We start from the raw sequence: 15,303 nt of genomic DNA on the forward strand, positions 1-15,303 counted from the left end.
CCCTCGACCTGTGACAAACAGGCGATATGGCGACCTTACAACAGGATTGCCGAGAAACGATGGGAAGCCAGACAACCTGGGATATTGCCATTGAGTTTCTGCTATCTACCGCGCATCAGTAGCTCATGTGCATGCTTGCGAGGCATCGCGGGGTATTTGTGAAAAGGCTAGGACTGGTGCTCTTGGTGCTTGCGGCTCTTGCCGCCGTGCACAGCACTAATGTGATCGCCATGGAGGAACAGCGGGGCGCAATCCCCGGTGGCGTCCCTGTGCCTGATGCACCCAAGGCGCAGGAGCAGGAAGACTCTGCACCCGCCAAAGCCGACACGGGCACCGAAATCCGCATTCCCGGCCTCGGTAAGATCGGCACGCTTCCGAAAATGGACTTTGGCCTCGATCTCCTTTACGGCGCCGTCGAGGAAGAAAACAACCGCTCGACCCCCGACTTTCCCAACTCGCCCGATGACGACGAGAAGCGGGATCTGATGATCCATGGCACTGTGAAGCACCGCTTCTGACAATTCGCGACGAGCGCCTGCAGCGCCTCGATTCGGCGGGCTGTCCGGCCGGCGGAGTGCGACACTCGCCCAGCGGTTTACCCTGCCTTAATCGGCATCTCTCTATAAAAACGAGATCCGTTCTCACTCAGGGAAATGCGCGTGCATTACGCGAGTCCACCGCGCCGCCGCGGAGCCATCTGGCTCCTCAAACAGCTTTCGGTGACGCTCCCATGCGTCGGGCTCACGGCCTATTTTTCGTATCATATTCGCTACGGCCAGCACGGCCTTGAGGCGCGCGCCGAGCTGAAAGATCGCTCCGCACTGCTGGACTTCGAAATCAAGGGTCTCGAAACAGTCCGGACGCGGCTTCGCCACGACGTCGCGTTGTTGTCGCCGGAAATTCCGAACGCCGATATCGTCGAAGAGACCGCGCGTGACGTGCTCGGTTACGTCCGCCCCGACGACAAAATAGTTGTCGCCCGATAAAGACCGTAGTTCACTACTAACTTGCAATATCGTTGTGGCTCACAAGTGTGAGTAATAGCGATAGTCAGCCGTGACGTGTGTGGTGGCTAAATTTGCCGACGCGATCGTAATCAAGGAGTCCGTCGACGATGTCTGACTTTAACGATTCGGATCCGCTCCTTGAGCTGGATGTGCCCGACGGGGTTCCCGAAGCCGAACAGGCGGTCGAATTGATTCGGGCCTGGGTCGCCGACGGAGCCTTGGCGGTGGCTCTCAACGGCGAGGCCTTCGGTCCCCAGTTGGAAGAGTGGGGGCGCGTCCTTGCGCAGATCGGCCATCACATCGCTCATGCGGCGTCGCTGAGCGGAGAACTCGGTGAGGAACACTCCATCGAAGCCCTCCGCAAAGGCTTCAACGCCTCGTTCCCGCAGAGCGAGCTTGCGAGCTACGGCAAGATGCGCCGCCGCGTCACGCACTGACGCATTCCACCAAGCGATACCACTCCCTCTCGGTTCGACGTGGATCGAGTGTTGCTGAGTTGCGCCAGAGCGCCGATGTCCACACCTTCGGTCTGCCGGCAGAGTTTCGCTAGGGGATGACCGGCCTCACCCAGCTTGCGCACACTTCCGCCCAGCCGCTAAGCAAACGAGACGTGCGCGTTAAGTTGCCGGCGTGCAACTTCTGGGGGTGGGTCGATGACTGCGGTATCATTTGGCAAAGTCGGAATGATCGTCGTTGCAACAGCGTTGGTCGGCGGCTGCGCGAACGGGGGCTTTGATCTCTCGACGGGCTCGATCACACCCCAGCAGACCGCCGCGAAGACGGACCCTGTGTGCGTCTCGCTGGCAAGCCAGATCAACACGCTGAAAGCTGACGGCACCATCAATCGGCTCGAGCAGGCGGCAGACGGCAAGACGAGCAAGGTCTCGGTCAAGCGCACGGCGCTGCAGAAGCAGGCTGAACTCAACAAAGCCTACGAGCAATTTCAGACCCGGTGCGGCCCGTCAGTCCCGAACCAGGCTGCGGCGCAAGCACCCACGCAGCAGACGGCAGCGGCAAATAAATAAGTCTGCCTGAAAGCCGATGATCACGCAGCGCCCGCGGCGGGCTCCGGAAAACGGGGCCTGCGCTGGCGCAGAGTGTATCCCCGGAGGCTATTTTCAAATTGGTGAGTGCTGCTGCGCCGCCACAGGAACGCCACGGGGGATTGCGAAGGCTATCGAGCTGTGGTCTTTGCGACCATTGCGGGGGCAGGGGCTCCTTCTCACTTTCAAAGAACTTACGCGAGCGAGACGGATAAATGCGGGGTAGTCTAGCGGTTGTTCTTGTGACCGTCCTGACGGGGGCGCTCCAAGGTTGCGGAGGCGCGGCCGGAGGAAACGGCGATCCGGGTGCGCGACCGCTGCCACCGGGTCAGTCGTGCGGATCCATCCGTAACGAACTCAATCGCCTGGACTCTCAGGGCGTGCCTGCGCAGGTGGAACGCGCGAGCAACGGCGGCAAGCTCAGCGCCGGCCAGCGTGCCAACGTTGACAAGTACAATGACCTGCTCAATCAATATTTAGGCGCGCGCTGCCACGTCTAAAGCATCACGTCGCAAGCCGGTCAGTTGATGATCGCTTGCGCTGGCACTGGAAATGTCGTCGGAGAGCCGGATGGACAGCCAAACCCGCGATTTGATCGTCTTTGCCCTGATCGGCATCGTTGCCGGCTTCCTAGCCTCGCTCGTGGTCGGCGGTGATGGCCTGATCCGGTATTTGATCACCGGCATCATTGGCGCGTTCGTCGGCGGCTATCTGTTCAAGGCGCTCGGTATCAATCTCGGCATCGGGAACGCCCTCGTCACCGAGATCATTACTGCGGCCATCGGCGCTATCATCGTCGTCCTTCTGGCCCGGCTGATCGCTTAAGCGATCGCCGACTGCTGCGACGGGGCGGGAAGCGCCTCGCGCAGCTATGACGTCATGCGCATTTTCATCTTATCTGATCGTGTGCCATAAGCGCCGTCATGCCGTCTTTTTCATCCCAGCGCCACGTACGCTTCTCGGCCGCGCAAATGTATGCGCTCGTCGCCGACATCGAGAAATATCCCGAATTCCTGCCGCTCTGCACCGGCTTGACCGTCCTCTCACGCCGCCCGCAAGGGGAGGGGGAGGAACTGACGGCGCGCATGAGCGTCGGCTATAAATCAATCGCCGAGAACTTTACCACGCGCGTCGTAACCAACCCGGCAGAGCTGCGCATCGACGTCAGCTATCTCGACGGTCCCTTCAAACACCTTGACAATCGCTGGCGCTTTATCGACGACGCAACGGGCTCGGCGGTCGATTTCTTCATCGATTATGAGTTCCGCTCGAAGCTGCTCGGCGTGCTGATGGGCTCGATGTTCGATCAGGCTTTCCGCCGCTTCACGCAGGCATTCGAGGAACGGGCTGCCAAGATCTACGGCAACGCAGCCGCGAAGATCGCATCTAGCGAATGATCTTGTCCGAGTTTCTGGCGAGCGACAGCCCCTTGAGGCTTTCGAGCCCGATTGCGCCGTGAAGCCGTGTGCCGGACAGATCGGCGCCGGTGATGTTGGCATCGGTCAGGTCCGCGTCCGTCAGGTCCGCTCCGCTGAGGTCAGCGCCGCTGAGATCGGCGCCGGAAAGATCGGCCCCTCGCAACTGGGTAGCGTGCAGGATCGCGCCTTTGAGCACGGCGAAGCTCAACTGAGAGCGGTCCATGTTGGCTCGCGTCAGGATTGCGCCAGAGAGGTTCGCGCTGACGAAAACCGAGCGCCAGAGATGTTCGATGAAACCGGTCCTGTTGATCGGCGCGCAGACCGAATCCGTCAGATCGGCGCCGGAAAAATCGGACCCCGAAAAATCGCCAAAGAACTTCACGCGTTTGAGCGAAGCGCCCTTCAGGCTTGGCGCCTCCCGCGGGATAGGCACGAGCGTTGACGTCGTCGCCGGCCGCATGAGGGACGCATCATCGAGAGTGGCGCCGTCGAAGCGTGCACCGATGATAACCGCCCGGTCGAGCCGCGCGCCGCTCAGATCGACGCCGGAGAGATTGGCGCCGGTCAGGTCCGTGCCGAACAGATTGGCCTGCCGAAGGTCGGCTTTCTTGAAATCGAGAGATGCCAGATCGAGCCGCATCAGATTGCGGTTGTTGAGCGCTGGGTGGCTACCGGGTGCGGCGCGGAACAGCAGGATCGAAATATCCCGTGCCGAAAGATCGGCCGCCGAAACCGGTGAGAAGACAGACGTTGTTCCGAGCAAGGCACCGAACATAGCCACGGCGATCGCGCCGATGGATCGGTTGCGCAAACCCAGACATCCGATCATTTGGCCGCCTCTTCGAGCAGTCTCAATGCCGCCCTGAGGCTGGCTAAGCGTACTTCGTCGCGGCCGGCTTCGCCGAACATGTGCCGTTCCACGCGCGGAGCATCAAATACCGACGCGACGGCGATGTAAACCAGCCCGACCGGCTTGTGCGGGCTTCCTCCACCGGGACCGGCGATGCCCGTAATCGAAACCGCGAGATCGGCGCCGGTCGTGCTGACCGCGCACTCTGCCATCGCGTGTGCGACGGCCTCGCTGACCGCGCCGTGGTGCTTGATGAGTTCGGCATCGACGCCGATCATGTGTTCCTTGGCGTCGTTCGAATAGGTCACGAACCCGCCGTAGAAGACATCGGAGGAGCCGGGAACGGCGGTGATGGCCGCAGCCACGAGCCCGCCCGTGCAGCTCTCGGCCGTCGTCAGCGTTCGATTCTGATCGCGAAGGGTGTCGATGAGATGCTTGGCGCTGGTGAGGACGTCTGCCGGGAACACTGGAGGCCTCGTCACTTATTCCAAAAAAGAAAATAGGGAGCGCTTCCGATGAAGCGCCCCCCTAAAGGCTAACTAGAGAGAGGAGAATGTGCAAACGGCCCAGCTGATCAGGCCGCCGCGAGTACCTCGGCATGCGAAAGCAGACTGTCGAGTACAGACCTGCTGTCAGTCCCCATGGCACCGACAGTACGCTTCTGGGCATCCTGCCAGATCGGATAGGCATCCTTCAGAACAGCCTGACCTTTGGGCGTAAGGTGCAGACCGCGTCCCCGCCGTCCGGCGGGCGGATCCATGACGATGTGGCCAAGCGCGAGCAGGCGCTTCAAGTTGCGGGACAGTGTCGACTTCTCGATGTCGAGTTCGTGGCCGATCTCGACGGCGGTGATGCCGTCACGAGACGCGAGCTGGGCAAGCAGCGTGTATTGGCTTGCGGTGATGCCAAGTGGGCGCAAGGCATCATCGTAGACCCTCGTGACGATACGCGAGAGCTGACGAACACGGGTCGCTAAGCACATCTCGGCTTGAGCCTCGGCAATAGTGCTGATGGCTGCGTCGACGTGCTGGCGGTCGAGATTTTGGGGCATGATGTTCATATCGGCTCCCGTATGGGCACTCTCGTGTGGATCGTGGCAATACAACCACGTGTTCATTTGATGCCGCGATTCTGCCTTGAGGGTCAATGGCGAAAGCCGTTGCAAAGCAGCATCTGAGGCTGTGGTGTTGCCCATGTGCGCAGCTGCAACTCGACGCACCTGCGCTTGTGGATATCTACCGCTGTCAGGAGCGTGACTGCGCGTGCTCTTCACGAGCCGCTTCATAGACTTCGTGCGCTGCACCAGCATTGATCGCGGCAATGCCGAGGCCGACGATCAGATCGGGCCAGTGCGAGTGTGTGACGCTCGTCAGCAGGCCTGCCGCAATAATCGCAATGTTGGCCGCCACGTCGTTGCGCGCCGACAGGAACGCAGCGCGCGTCAGACTGCCGCCGGCGGCCCGGAACGGCGCCAGCATCCACGCGCATATTGAGTTGACAATGAGCGCGCCGATGCCCGTCACCGTGATCGGTATAGCCTCCGGCACCAAGCCGCTTGAAAAATTCTGCCACGCTGTCCAGAGCGTCGCGAGGCCCGGCACCAGGATAATGACAGCCAGAACCATTCCGAGCTTGGCCCGTTGCGCCATCGTGAACCCGAGCCCGGCGAGGATCAGCAGGTTGACCGCGCCGTCTTCGAGAAAATCGACGCTGTCGGCAAACAACGCGACCGAGCCAATCGCCAGCGCGACCGCAAACTCGATACCGAAATAGGTGAGGTTCAAGACAGCCACGTTTCGGACCGTCAACCGCAGCGCGGTGTTCGTCGCGATGTCTGATGAAGACTGCTGCGGCTTGTCGCTCATGTTATCTCCGCGGGTAAGAAGACCATCGCTGTCGCCATGGCGGCGATGCCTTCGCGTCGCCCGGTGAAGCCCATCTGCTCCGTCGTCGTTGCTTTGATGCCGATGCGATGTGCGGGAAGTCCGAGCACGCCACCGATCAGCTCTTGCATGGCCGGGCGATGCGGACCGACGCGCGGCGCTTCGGCGAGCACCGTAATATCGACATTGCCCACCCGGCCGCCAAGATCGCGCACGCGCCGAACAGCGTCTTCAAGAAAGAGCTTCGATGCCGCGCCTTTCCACTTCGGATCGGACGGCGGGAAGTGCTGACCGATATCGCCGTCGCCGATGGCGCCGAGCAAAGCGTCGGTCAATGCGTGCAATACGACGTCGGCGTCCGAATGGCCTTCGAGCTTGTGTGTATGCGGGATCTTGATACCGCCGAGCCAGACGTGATCGCCCTCGCAAAAGCGATGCACGTCAAAGCCGCTCCCGATCCGCGGTTCCAATGCGCTCGTCAATTGCCGGTCCGCCACGTCGAGATCCTCTGCTGTCGTGATTTTGATGTTGCTGCTTAGGTCTTCGACGATAGCTACGTCGAGCCCGGCCCATTCCGCAATTGCCGCGTCGTCGGTGAATGTGTCGATGCCTTGCTCGGCCGCTTTGCGGTGAGCGATCAGGATCGGTTCTAAGTGAAATCCCTGCGGCGTCTGTGCCCGCCAGAGACCATCGCGCGCGATTGTGTCGGTCACAATACCGTCGGCCGCGCGCTTCAAGGTATCGGTGACGGCAAGAGCTGCTAGCGCGCCTGGCCGTTCGCCGAGGGCGCCAATGACATTCGAAATCGTCTTGCCTGAAACGAACGGCCGCGCTGCGTCGTGAATCAGGACGAGGTCGGGCGGCGACGAGGAGGCGAGAGCTTCAAGACCCCGAAGGACCGAAGCCTGACGCGTCGGCCCGCCGATCGCGGGCGCGGAAAGCTTCGCCCAACCGCCAGCGGAGAGCGCAAGCTGATACAACTCGCGGTCGTCCGCGTGAATGACAGCTTTGACCTCGTCGATCTCGGCGTGGCCCGCGAAGATGGCTATCGCCCGCTCGAGCACGGATTTGCCGCCGATCTGAGCATATTGTTTCGGACCCGCGCCCTGGTTGGCCGCGCGCGTTCCCCGTCCGGCCGCGACGATTAAAGCGGCGATGCGCAACACAAACCTCCCCCAAGAACAGGATGCTGCCCGAAAGTCAGGCTGCAACTCCCTGCCTGTTGGCGAGCACTTTCGCAACACTCGCCTTGCAACCGCGACGTTGACGGCGGACGTGCTATGCCCAATTTCATAGCCGAACAGGGTGAGACCGCGTCAAATGGGCAAATTGTAAATGTATTGTTCGCCCTTGCGAAATCATTCCTCCTTGCCTAGTCTGCCCAAACTCACGGCAGACGATCGTTCTGCTCAATGAATAGGCAGTCGATGGGGCCGTCTCTCTAGGACCGTATGCTGGAAAACATCGTAAACGGCGCGCCACCTGCAGTGCTGGCGCCCATGTCCGGAGTAACTGATTTACCGTTTCGCCGCCTTGCTCACCGCCTTGGAGCGACGCTGGTCGTATCTGAAATGGTTGCGAGCGAGGAACTGGCGAAGGCGCGCCGCGACGTGCTGCGGCGGGTCGAAGGTCGTGATTTAACGCCGTTCGTCATTCAGCTCGCCGGACGCGACGAACATTGGATGGCCGAAGGCGCGAAGATCGCCGAAGCCAAAGGCGCCCACATGATCGACATCAATATGGGCTGCCCGGCGCGCGAAGTGACAGGCAAGCTGTCCGGCTCCGCGCTGATGCGCAATCTCGATCATGCCCAGTCGCTCATTCGCTCCGTCGTCAATGCCGTCAGGGTGCCGGTGACGTTGAAAATGCGCCTCGGCTGGGACGACAAGACCCGCAACGCTGGCGAGCTTGCGCGCCGCGCCGAGGCCGAAGGCATCAAGCTCATTACCGTGCACGGGCGCACACGCTGCCAGTTCTTCACCGGCGCTGCCGATTGGCGCGCGGTGCGCGCCGTCGTCGACGCCACCTCGCTTCCCGTCCTAGTCAACGGCGACATTCTCTCGCCCGACCACGCTCGCGCGGCGCTGGAAGCTTCCGGCGCAAAGGGTGTGATGGTCGGACGCGGCGCTTACGGCGCGCCGTGGATGCCGGGACGGATCGCCAAGTCTCTCGCATCGGGCCGCGACCCTGGCGATCCGGTGCTCAACGAACAGCGCGATATTGCGATCGAGCATTTCGAAATGATGCTCGGTCATTACGGCAGGGAACTGGGCCTGCGCAACGCGCGCAAGCACATCGGTTGGTATCTGGCGTCGAGTGGGGCCAGCGACGCAGTCGTCAAATCCTGGCGGGGAAAGCTTTGTGTGATGCTTGAACCGCAGCGCGTGATTGATGGCCTTAAAGCCTTTTACTCTGGTACGGAGTCTCTCGCGGCATGAGCAGCAAGTCGGCGTCGATACGCCAATCCGAACGCGCCTCCGCGGCGCCACCACCGGGACCGATCGTCGATTGCGAAGATCTCTTGAGTGCGCTTCCGCACCCGATCCTCGTCATCGCCAACGATCAGTCGATCGTGTTTGCGAACTCGGCAGCGGAATCCTTCTTCTCGATGAGCGCGACCACGCTCACGCGCAGCCGGATTTCGGAGATCGTCGCGTTCGGCTGTCCGCTGCTCGGTCTTATCGAGCAGGTGCAGGCGACCGGCGCAACCGTGAACGAATACGGTATCGAAGTCGCGACACCGCGCTTCTCGGGCGCTAAGCTCGTCGACATCTACGGCGGCCCGCTCCCTGAAGAGCCGCGCAACATGTTCCTCATGCTGCAGCAGCGCTCGATGGCGCAAATGATCGAGCGGCAGTTGACGCATCGCGCAGCGGCCCGCTCCGTTTCCGGCATGGCCGGCGTGCTGGCGCACGAAATCAAGAACCCGCTGTCCGGCATTCGCGGCGCGGCGCAGCTGCTGGAGCCGGGACTGTCCGATGAGGACCGCGCTTTGACGCAGCTCATCTGTTCCGAGACCGATCGCATTCGCAATCTCGTCGATCGCATGGAAGTGTTCGGCGACGAGCGTCCGATCAGCAAGGATGCCGTCAACATCCATGATGTTCTCAACCATGTGCGCCGCATCGCCGAGCATGGCTTCGGCCGCAACGTTCGTTATGTCGAAGACTACGATCCGTCGCTGCCCTTTGTCCTTGGCAATCGCGACAAGCTCGTTCAGGTCTTCCTTAATCTTCTGAAGAACGCCGCCGAAGCTATTGGCGAAAAGACAGATGGCGGTCGCATCATCCTGACGACGGCGTTTCGACCGGGCGTAAGACTGTCGCTTCCGGGCTCCGATACGCGCGTCAGCCTGCCGTTGATGATCCAGATCGAAGACAACGGCTGCGGCATCCCTGAGCACCTGAAGCCGCATCTCTTCGATCCGTTCGTCACGACGAAGGCATCCGGCAGCGGACTGGGCCTCGCCCTTGTCGCGAAGATCATCGCCGATCACGGCGGTATCATCGAATGTGAAAGCGAACCAAAACGCACGGTATTCCGCGTGCTGCTTCCGATGCAGCGTACACGTCCCGCGGCCGTGCCGACCACGAGAGAGACTTGATGGCCAGAGGCACCATACTGATCGCCGACGACGATACCGCCATTCGCACGGTGTTGAACCAGGCACTGGCGCGCGCCGGCTTCGCCCCCCGCGCAACGGGGAACGCGGCGACGCTCTGGCGTTGGGTGAGTCAGGGCGAGGGCGATGTTGTCATCACTGACGTCGTGATGCCCGATGAAAATGCGTTCGACCTGATCCCGCGCATGAAAAAATTGCGTCCGGATCTGCCCATCATCGTCATGAGCGCGCAAAACACGCTGATGACGGCGCTGACTGCGGCGGAGAAGGGGGCATTCGAATATCTGCCCAAGCCGTTCGATCTGAACGAGGTCGTTGCTGTCGTCTCGCGGGCGCTGTCGGAACCGGGCCGCAAACGCCAGACGACGGCGACCGAGCGCGAATCCGACGAGCTGCCTCTGATCGGTCGTTCGCTGCCGATGCAAGACATCTACCGCGTTCTCGCCCGCCTGACGCAGAGCGATCTGACGGTCATGATCAACGGCGAGAGCGGTACGGGCAAGGAACTCGTCGCCCGCGTACTGCACGACTACGGCAAGCGCCGGCATGGTCCGTTCGTTGCGATCAACATGGCGGCAATCCCGCGCGAGTTGATCGAGAGCGAACTGTTCGGTCACGAGAAGGGCGCCTTTACCGGCGCTCAGACGCGCACGCCCGGCCGCTTCGAGCAGGCGGAAGGCGGCACGCTCTTCCTCGACGAGATCGGTGACATGCCGCTTGAAGCTCAGACGCGTCTTCTGCGCGTTCTGCAGCAGGGCGAATATACGACGGTCGGCGGCCGCACGCCGATCAAGACCAACGTCCGCATCATCGCCGCGACCCACCGCGATCTCAAAACGCAGATCCAGCAGGGCCTCTTCCGCGAAGACCTGTTCTATCGCCTGAACGTGGTGCCGATCCGTCTGCCACCGCTGCGCGAGCGCCTGGAAGACGTCGGCGATCTTGTCCGCCACTTTCTGCGCCAGGCCGCCCGCGAAGGCCTCGGCCAGAAGTCGATCGAGAGCGCGGCCATCGAACGCCTGAAGGCCCATCCGTGGCCCGGCAACGTTCGCGAGCTTGAAAACGTCGTCCGTCGTCTCGTCGCGCTCTATACGCAGGACACGCTGACAGCACAGATCGTCGAGCAGGAGCTTGCAGGCTCTGCCGTTGCGCCGCCCATCGGTGGCCAGCCGGAGAGCGGCGACCTCGGCGAGGCGGTCGAGCGCTACCTGTCGCGCTACTTCTCGTCCTTCGGCAACGACCTGCCGCCGCCGGGCCTCTACGATCGCGTCATCCGCGACGTCGAGAAGCCGCTGCTAAGTGCCGCGCTGGCGGCGACGCGCGGCAATCAGATCCGGGCCGCCGAGCTTCTTGGGCTCAACCGGAACACGCTCCGCGCCCGCATTCGCGACCTCAACATCAGGGTATTCCGCACGGTCGAGGGCTGACGTCCTCGGCCGGAAACGGCGTCGAAGTTATCCACAGGCAGCCGGTAACGGAAAATTTGGCGCTTGAACTGCGCCACACCCGTCGCGAAAATGTCACAGTTACGTTGTTGTTTCTCCCGACGTGATGCGGGATCGCCGCTTCATGCGCGCCAGCAGGCGACGCACAGCGTTGGGCAACGTCGCGAACGAATTCTACCGAACGAAAATTAGAAAACGAATTCATAGCGATAGCAGACTTGGTCGTAATCTGATGAGCGCCGGCAACAGCAATGGCAAAGCTGACACGATCGCTCGCGGCGATCGCGATGCCGTGCGCGATCCCGACGCTATGGGCGACCGCGAGGCTATGGCTGCGCTCATGGATGAGGGGACGACCCCACTCAATCCGTCCGACCGTGCGTTTTGGTTTGGATTGGGCGTCGTCCTGCTGTCGCTGACGTCCGCGCTCGTCAGCTACATGATTTTGACCGGGCTGACGGCGATTGCTCCCCGCAACGAATACGTCTGGGGTGCGCTCGCCATCAACGCCGTTCTGATCCTGACGATGTTCGGCACCATCGCGTGGCAGGCTCTCGGGCTCAGGCGCGCGTGGAAGCAGAGGATACCCGGCGCCCGCTTGCACACCCGCATCGTGGCGCTCTTCAGTTTGATCGCCGCATTGCCCGCGGTGCTGCTTGCCGTCGCCGCCACGACAACGTTCTCTCGTTCGCTCGACGGCTGGTTCTCGGGCCGCACCAGCGCCATCGTCGAAAACTCTTATGACGTCGCCCGCGCCTACGTCGACGAGCACAGCCAGATCATCCGGACCGACATCGTCAACATGGTCCGTGACATCAACGGCGAGGCCGCAACCCTTAAGGACGACCCTGACGCCTTCCAGAAATTCCTCATCGGTCAGGCCGGCCTGCGCGATCTGACGTCGGCCTACGTCATCGATTCCGACGGCGTGCCGATCGTGCTCGCGCTCGACGACCCGAAGCTGCCGTATGTCGTGCCACCGCCATCGGCCATCCAGCAGGCGGAAGCCGGTCAGGTGGCACTCTCGCGACCGTCGAGCGATTATCGGATCTCGGCCATCGCCAAGATCGACTCGATGCCCGGGCGCTATCTCTACGTCGCCCGCGGTGTCAGCCCGAAGGTGATCCAACATCTCAAAAGTACCGAGCAGAACGTCTACGAATATTCCCGCCTGCGCCAAGCCAAGAGCGGTCTCAAAGTCGCGCACGGGCTGATCTATTTCATGATCTCGTTGACGTCGCTACTGGCGGCGATCTGGGTTGGCATGTGGTTCGCAGGCCGCTTCGTCGCTCCGATCCGCAGGCTGATCGCCGGCGCCCAGGAGGTCTCGCGCGGCAATCTCGAAATCGAGCTGCCTGAGAAGCGCGGGGAGGGGGACCTTCGCCGTCTCTCGCACACCTTCAACCTGATGACGCGCGAGTTGAAAACCCAGCAGGACGCGCTTGTCACGACCAACGCGCAGCTCACCGAGCGGCGGAATTTCATCCAGGCGGTGCTGTCGGGCGTTTCAGCCGGCGTCATCGGCCTCGACAGCAACGATCGCATCACGCTTCTGAGCCGCGCCGCCGAGCGCCTGCTCGGAACGCAAAGCGTCGAATCCGTCGGCAAACTTCTGACCGACGTCGTTCCTGAATTCGCACCCGTCCTCGCCCCTGTCGACGAGCAAGGGTTGAAAAATAAAGGTCAGCACGAAATCAAGAAGCAGATCGGCGATGAGGAGCGCACGTTCGCTGTCCGCATTACCCACGAGCGGGAAGAAGATGAGGGCGACGTCGGCTCTGTCGTGACGTTCGACGATATCTCCGAGCTTGTGCAGGCACAGCGGACGAGTGCGTGGGCCGATGTCGCGCGCCGCATTGCGCACGAGATCAAGAACCCGCTCACGCCGATACAACTTGCAGCCGAACGCCTGCGCCGCAAGTTCGGGACGCAGATCGACGACAACCGCGACCTGTTCGAAACGCTGACGCAGACGATCGAACGCCAGACCGGTCAGATCAAAAGCATGGTCGACGAGTTCGCGTCGTTCGCGCGCATGCCGCAACCCGTCATGGCCGACCAGGATTTGCGCCTCGCCGTACAGGAGCCCGCCGTGCTCTTCCGCGAAGGCAACAAGGATATCGACTTCAAGCTGGAGCTTCCCGAGGGCCCCGTCACCACGCGCTTCGATCTGCGGCTCATTTCGCAGGCCGTCACCAATCTCATCAAGAACGGTGCGGAAGCAATCGAGTCCTATGGCGAAGCCCAAGGCCGCCCCGCGAATTACAAGGGCAGTATCGAGGTTCGGCTTGTTCCGTCGGCGGATCGTGTAGCGATCGAGGTTATCGACAACGGCATCGGCCTACCAAAGCAAAACCGCGCCAAGCTTCTCGAACCGTATGTTACGACGCGTGCGAAGGGGACTGGCCTCGGTCTCGCAATCGTGCAAAAGGTCGTCGAACAGCACGGCGGCACGCTAGCACTTGAGGATGCACCCTTGACCGAGACGCGCACGCGCGGTGCCTTGGTCCGTCTAACATTGCCTCTGAAAACCAAACCTTCTGAAGTGACTTCAGCCGAGCCCATGCGCTCTCCAGCACATGCCGTTGGCGGAGCATGATATGAAACGCTTTAACCCCCCAGGAGCGCAGCAATGTCAGCTGATATTTTGATCGTCGATGACGAGGCCGATATCCGGGATCTGGTCGCGGGCATCCTGCAGGACGAGGGCCATCGCACACGCCTTGCGCGCGACAGCGACGAGGCCCTGCGCGCCATCGAAGACCGCAAGCCGCATCTGGTCATCCTCGATATCTGGCTGCAGGGCAGCCGCCTTGACGGCCTCGAGGTTCTGACGGTGATGAAGCGGACGTATCCCGACCTTCCCGTCGTCATCATCTCCGGACACGGCAACATCGAAACGGCCGTGACCGCGATCAAGCGCGGCGCGTACGACTACATCGAGAAGCCGTTCAAGTCCGACCGCCTCGTGCTTGTGGCTTTGCGCGCTCTCGAGGCCTCGCAGTTGAAGCGCGAAGTGAAAGAGCTGAAAGAGCGCTCGGTCGTCTCGGCCGAGATGATCGGCAAGTCGCCCGCGATCAATCAGCTCAAGAACAACATCGACAAGGCCGGGCCGACGAACAGTCGCATCATGCTGCGCGGCGCGTCGGGCTCCGGCAAGGAACTCGCGGCCCGCGTTCTGCACCAGAAGTCGCTCCGCGCCGACGGCCCGTTCGTCGTGCTGAACGCAGCCGCCATGGTGCCAGATCGCGTCGAGGAGGAGCTGTTTGGAACCGAGGACCGCACCGGTGGCCCACGCAAGGTCGGCGCGCTCGAAGAAGCCCACACCGGCACACTCTACATCGACGAAGTCGCGGACATGCCGATGGAAACGCAGGGCAAGATCTTGCGTGTGCTCGTCGAGCAGAAGTTTCTGCGCCTCGGTGGCTCTCAGAAGGTGTCGGTCGATGTCCGCATCATCTCGTCGACCTCGCGCGATTTGGAGCAGGACATTCGCGAAGGCCGCTTCCGCGAAGATCTCTATCATCGTCTCAACGTCGTGACGCTTCGCGTGCCGAGCCTCGCGGAGCGGCGGGAAGATATTCCCGAACTGATCCAGTACTTCATCGGGCAGGTGGCGCAGACATCGGGCCTCGCGCCGCGCCGTATCGGCGAAGACGCTATCGCGGTGCTGCAGGCGCACGACTGGCCGGGCAACGTCCGCGAGTTGCGCAATAACGTCGAGCGCCTGCTGATCCTTGCAGGCGGCGAAGCGGGCGCGGCGATCACGGCCGACATGCTGCCTGAAGAAATCGGTTCGAACGTGCCGCTGCCCGTCAACGGCGGGGCCGAGCATCTGATGTCGCTGCCGTTGCGCGAAGCCCGTGAAATCTTCGAGCGCGAATACCTGCTGGCGCAGATTAACCGTTTCGGCGGGAATATTTCCCGCACTGCGGAGTTCGTCGGCATGGAGCGTTCTGCACTTCACCGCAAGCTTCGGGCGCTGGGCGTCTCGTCCGAGCAGCGAAGCGGCGATCTGCGTTCCGCCTCCTAGGA

General features: G+C 62.0%; 17 protein-coding genes. 12 read left to right on the top strand and 5 right to left on the bottom strand.

The features are described 5' to 3' along the window. The first annotated feature begins 158 nt into the window (after positions 1-158). From RLW55_RS15235 to RLW55_RS15265, 7 genes are all read left to right on the top strand, one after another. Positions 159-518 (top strand): hypothetical protein, encoded by a 360-nt coding sequence (locus tag RLW55_RS15235; RefSeq protein ID WP_244421011.1) that lies wholly within the window; start codon positions 159-161, stop codon positions 516-518. A 135-nt stretch (positions 519-653) separates the two neighbouring features. Then, on the top strand, positions 654-986 hold the full coding sequence (locus RLW55_RS15240; protein ID WP_423414632.1) for an FtsB family cell division protein: 333 nt from the start codon (positions 654-656) through the stop codon (positions 984-986). Positions 987-1,114: 128 nt separating this feature from the next. Beyond that, positions 1,115-1,444: a DUF5076 domain-containing protein gene (locus tag RLW55_RS15245; protein ID WP_013947710.1), complete on the top strand. Its 330-nt coding sequence runs from the start codon at positions 1,115-1,117 to the stop codon at positions 1,442-1,444. 216 nt (positions 1,445-1,660) lie between these two features. Then, a complete protein-coding gene (locus RLW55_RS15250) occupies positions 1,661-2,032 on the top strand; it encodes a hypothetical protein (protein WP_013947709.1) in 372 nt (123 codons plus the stop codon). Positions 2,033-2,265: 233 nt separating this feature from the next. Continuing rightward, complete coding sequence (locus RLW55_RS15255; protein WP_013947708.1) at positions 2,266-2,550, top strand: hypothetical protein; 285 nt, start codon at positions 2,266-2,268, stop codon at positions 2,548-2,550. Between the two features lie 70 nt (positions 2,551-2,620). After that, complete coding sequence (locus RLW55_RS15260) at positions 2,621-2,875, top strand: GlsB/YeaQ/YmgE family stress response membrane protein (RefSeq protein WP_013947707.1); 255 nt, start codon at positions 2,621-2,623, stop codon at positions 2,873-2,875. Between the two features lie 98 nt (positions 2,876-2,973). Beyond that, positions 2,974-3,447, top strand: coding sequence for a type II toxin-antitoxin system RatA family toxin (locus tag RLW55_RS15265; protein WP_409559933.1), 474 nt, complete (start codon positions 2,974-2,976; stop codon positions 3,445-3,447). Here the strand turns inward: RLW55_RS15265 and RLW55_RS15270 are convergent. The 5 genes from RLW55_RS15270 to RLW55_RS15290 all read right to left on the bottom strand — a co-directional run bounded on the left by RLW55_RS15270 (position 3,437) and on the right by RLW55_RS15290 (position 7,364). After that, on the bottom strand, positions 3,437-4,279 hold the full coding sequence (locus RLW55_RS15270) for a pentapeptide repeat-containing protein (protein WP_409559932.1): 843 nt from the start codon (positions 4,277-4,279) through the stop codon (positions 3,437-3,439). The genes RLW55_RS15265 and RLW55_RS15270 overlap by 11 nt on opposite strands. Before the next feature lie 14 nt (positions 4,280-4,293). Then, on the bottom strand, positions 4,294-4,785 hold the full coding sequence (locus tag RLW55_RS15275; RefSeq protein WP_423414633.1) for a CinA family protein: 492 nt from the start codon (positions 4,783-4,785) through the stop codon (positions 4,294-4,296). Between the two features lie 107 nt (positions 4,786-4,892). Continuing rightward, on the bottom strand, positions 4,893-5,378 hold the full coding sequence (locus RLW55_RS15280; RefSeq protein ID WP_024275875.1) for a MarR family winged helix-turn-helix transcriptional regulator: 486 nt from the start codon (positions 5,376-5,378) through the stop codon (positions 4,893-4,895). A gap of 184 nt (positions 5,379-5,562) precedes the next feature. Next, positions 5,563-6,183 carry a cation transporter gene (locus RLW55_RS15285; RefSeq protein WP_409559930.1) on the bottom strand — a complete coding sequence of 207 codons (621 nt, stop codon included), beginning with the start codon at positions 6,181-6,183 and terminating at the stop codon, positions 5,563-5,565. After that, positions 6,180-7,364 (bottom strand): bifunctional 2-C-methyl-D-erythritol 4-phosphate cytidylyltransferase/2-C-methyl-D-erythritol 2,4-cyclodiphosphate synthase, encoded by a 1,185-nt coding sequence (locus tag RLW55_RS15290; RefSeq protein WP_423416420.1) that lies wholly within the window; start codon positions 7,362-7,364, stop codon positions 6,180-6,182. Before RLW55_RS15290 ends, RLW55_RS15285 begins: the two co-directional genes overlap by 4 nt. 288 nt (positions 7,365-7,652) lie before the next feature. On the opposite strand from RLW55_RS15290, the gene dusB reads away from it, so the two are divergent. From dusB to RLW55_RS15315, 5 genes are all read left to right on the top strand, one after another. Beyond that, positions 7,653-8,639 (top strand): tRNA dihydrouridine synthase DusB, encoded by a 987-nt coding sequence (gene dusB / locus RLW55_RS15295; RefSeq protein WP_423414634.1) that lies wholly within the window; start codon positions 7,653-7,655, stop codon positions 8,637-8,639. Beyond that, positions 8,636-9,805 (top strand): two-component system sensor histidine kinase NtrB, encoded by a 1,170-nt coding sequence (locus RLW55_RS15300; protein WP_409559928.1) that lies wholly within the window; start codon positions 8,636-8,638, stop codon positions 9,803-9,805. Before dusB ends, RLW55_RS15300 begins: the two co-directional genes overlap by 4 nt. Further along, positions 9,805-11,250, top strand: coding sequence for a nitrogen regulation protein NR(I) (gene ntrC, locus RLW55_RS15305; protein ID WP_409559927.1), 1,446 nt, complete (start codon positions 9,805-9,807; stop codon positions 11,248-11,250). Before RLW55_RS15300 ends, ntrC begins: the two co-directional genes overlap by 1 nt. Positions 11,251-11,500: 250 nt before the next feature. Continuing rightward, on the top strand, positions 11,501-13,867 hold the full coding sequence (locus RLW55_RS15310; RefSeq protein ID WP_423414635.1) for an ATP-binding protein: 2,367 nt from the start codon (positions 11,501-11,503) through the stop codon (positions 13,865-13,867). 33 nt (positions 13,868-13,900) lie between these two features. Then, a complete protein-coding gene (locus RLW55_RS15315) occupies positions 13,901-15,301 on the top strand; it encodes a sigma-54-dependent transcriptional regulator (RefSeq protein ID WP_013947696.1) in 1,401 nt (466 codons plus the stop codon). Positions 15,302-15,303 lie beyond the last annotated feature (2 nt).

It is taken from the genome of Hyphomicrobium sp. B1 (assembly GCF_049532635.1).
Lineage (GTDB): Bacteria > Pseudomonadota > Alphaproteobacteria > Rhizobiales > Hyphomicrobiaceae > Hyphomicrobium_B.

What these genes read in the sequence shown, in the direction of transcription:
- RLW55_RS15240 (WP_423414632.1), top strand. Translation starts at nt 654, where the DNA reads ATGCGCGTGCATTACGCGAGTCCACCGCGCCGCCGCGGAGCCATCTGG.
- RLW55_RS15245 (WP_013947710.1), top strand. Translation starts at nt 1,115, where the DNA reads ATGTCTGACTTTAACGATTCGGATCCGCTCCTTGAGCTGGATGTGCCC.
- RLW55_RS15250 (WP_013947709.1), top strand. Translation starts at nt 1,661, where the DNA reads ATGACTGCGGTATCATTTGGCAAAGTCGGAATGATCGTCGTTGCAACA.
- RLW55_RS15255 (WP_013947708.1), top strand. Translation starts at nt 2,266, where the DNA reads ATGCGGGGTAGTCTAGCGGTTGTTCTTGTGACCGTCCTGACGGGGGCG.
- RLW55_RS15260 (WP_013947707.1), top strand. Translation starts at nt 2,621, where the DNA reads ATGGACAGCCAAACCCGCGATTTGATCGTCTTTGCCCTGATCGGCATC.
- RLW55_RS15265 (WP_409559933.1), top strand. Translation starts at nt 2,974, where the DNA reads ATGCCGTCTTTTTCATCCCAGCGCCACGTACGCTTCTCGGCCGCGCAA.
- RLW55_RS15280 (WP_024275875.1), bottom strand. Translation starts at nt 5,378, where the DNA reads ATGAACATCATGCCCCAAAATCTCGACCGCCAGCACGTCGACGCAGCC.
- RLW55_RS15285 (WP_409559930.1), bottom strand. Translation starts at nt 6,183, where the DNA reads ATGAGCGACAAGCCGCAGCAGTCTTCATCAGACATCGCGACGAACACC.
- dusB (WP_423414634.1), top strand. Translation starts at nt 7,653, where the DNA reads ATGCTGGAAAACATCGTAAACGGCGCGCCACCTGCAGTGCTGGCGCCC.
- RLW55_RS15300 (WP_409559928.1), top strand. Translation starts at nt 8,636, where the DNA reads ATGAGCAGCAAGTCGGCGTCGATACGCCAATCCGAACGCGCCTCCGCG.
- ntrC (WP_409559927.1), top strand. Translation starts at nt 9,805, where the DNA reads ATGGCCAGAGGCACCATACTGATCGCCGACGACGATACCGCCATTCGC.
- RLW55_RS15310 (WP_423414635.1), top strand. Translation starts at nt 11,501, where the DNA reads ATGAGCGCCGGCAACAGCAATGGCAAAGCTGACACGATCGCTCGCGGC.
- RLW55_RS15315 (WP_013947696.1), top strand. Translation starts at nt 13,901, where the DNA reads ATGTCAGCTGATATTTTGATCGTCGATGACGAGGCCGATATCCGGGAT.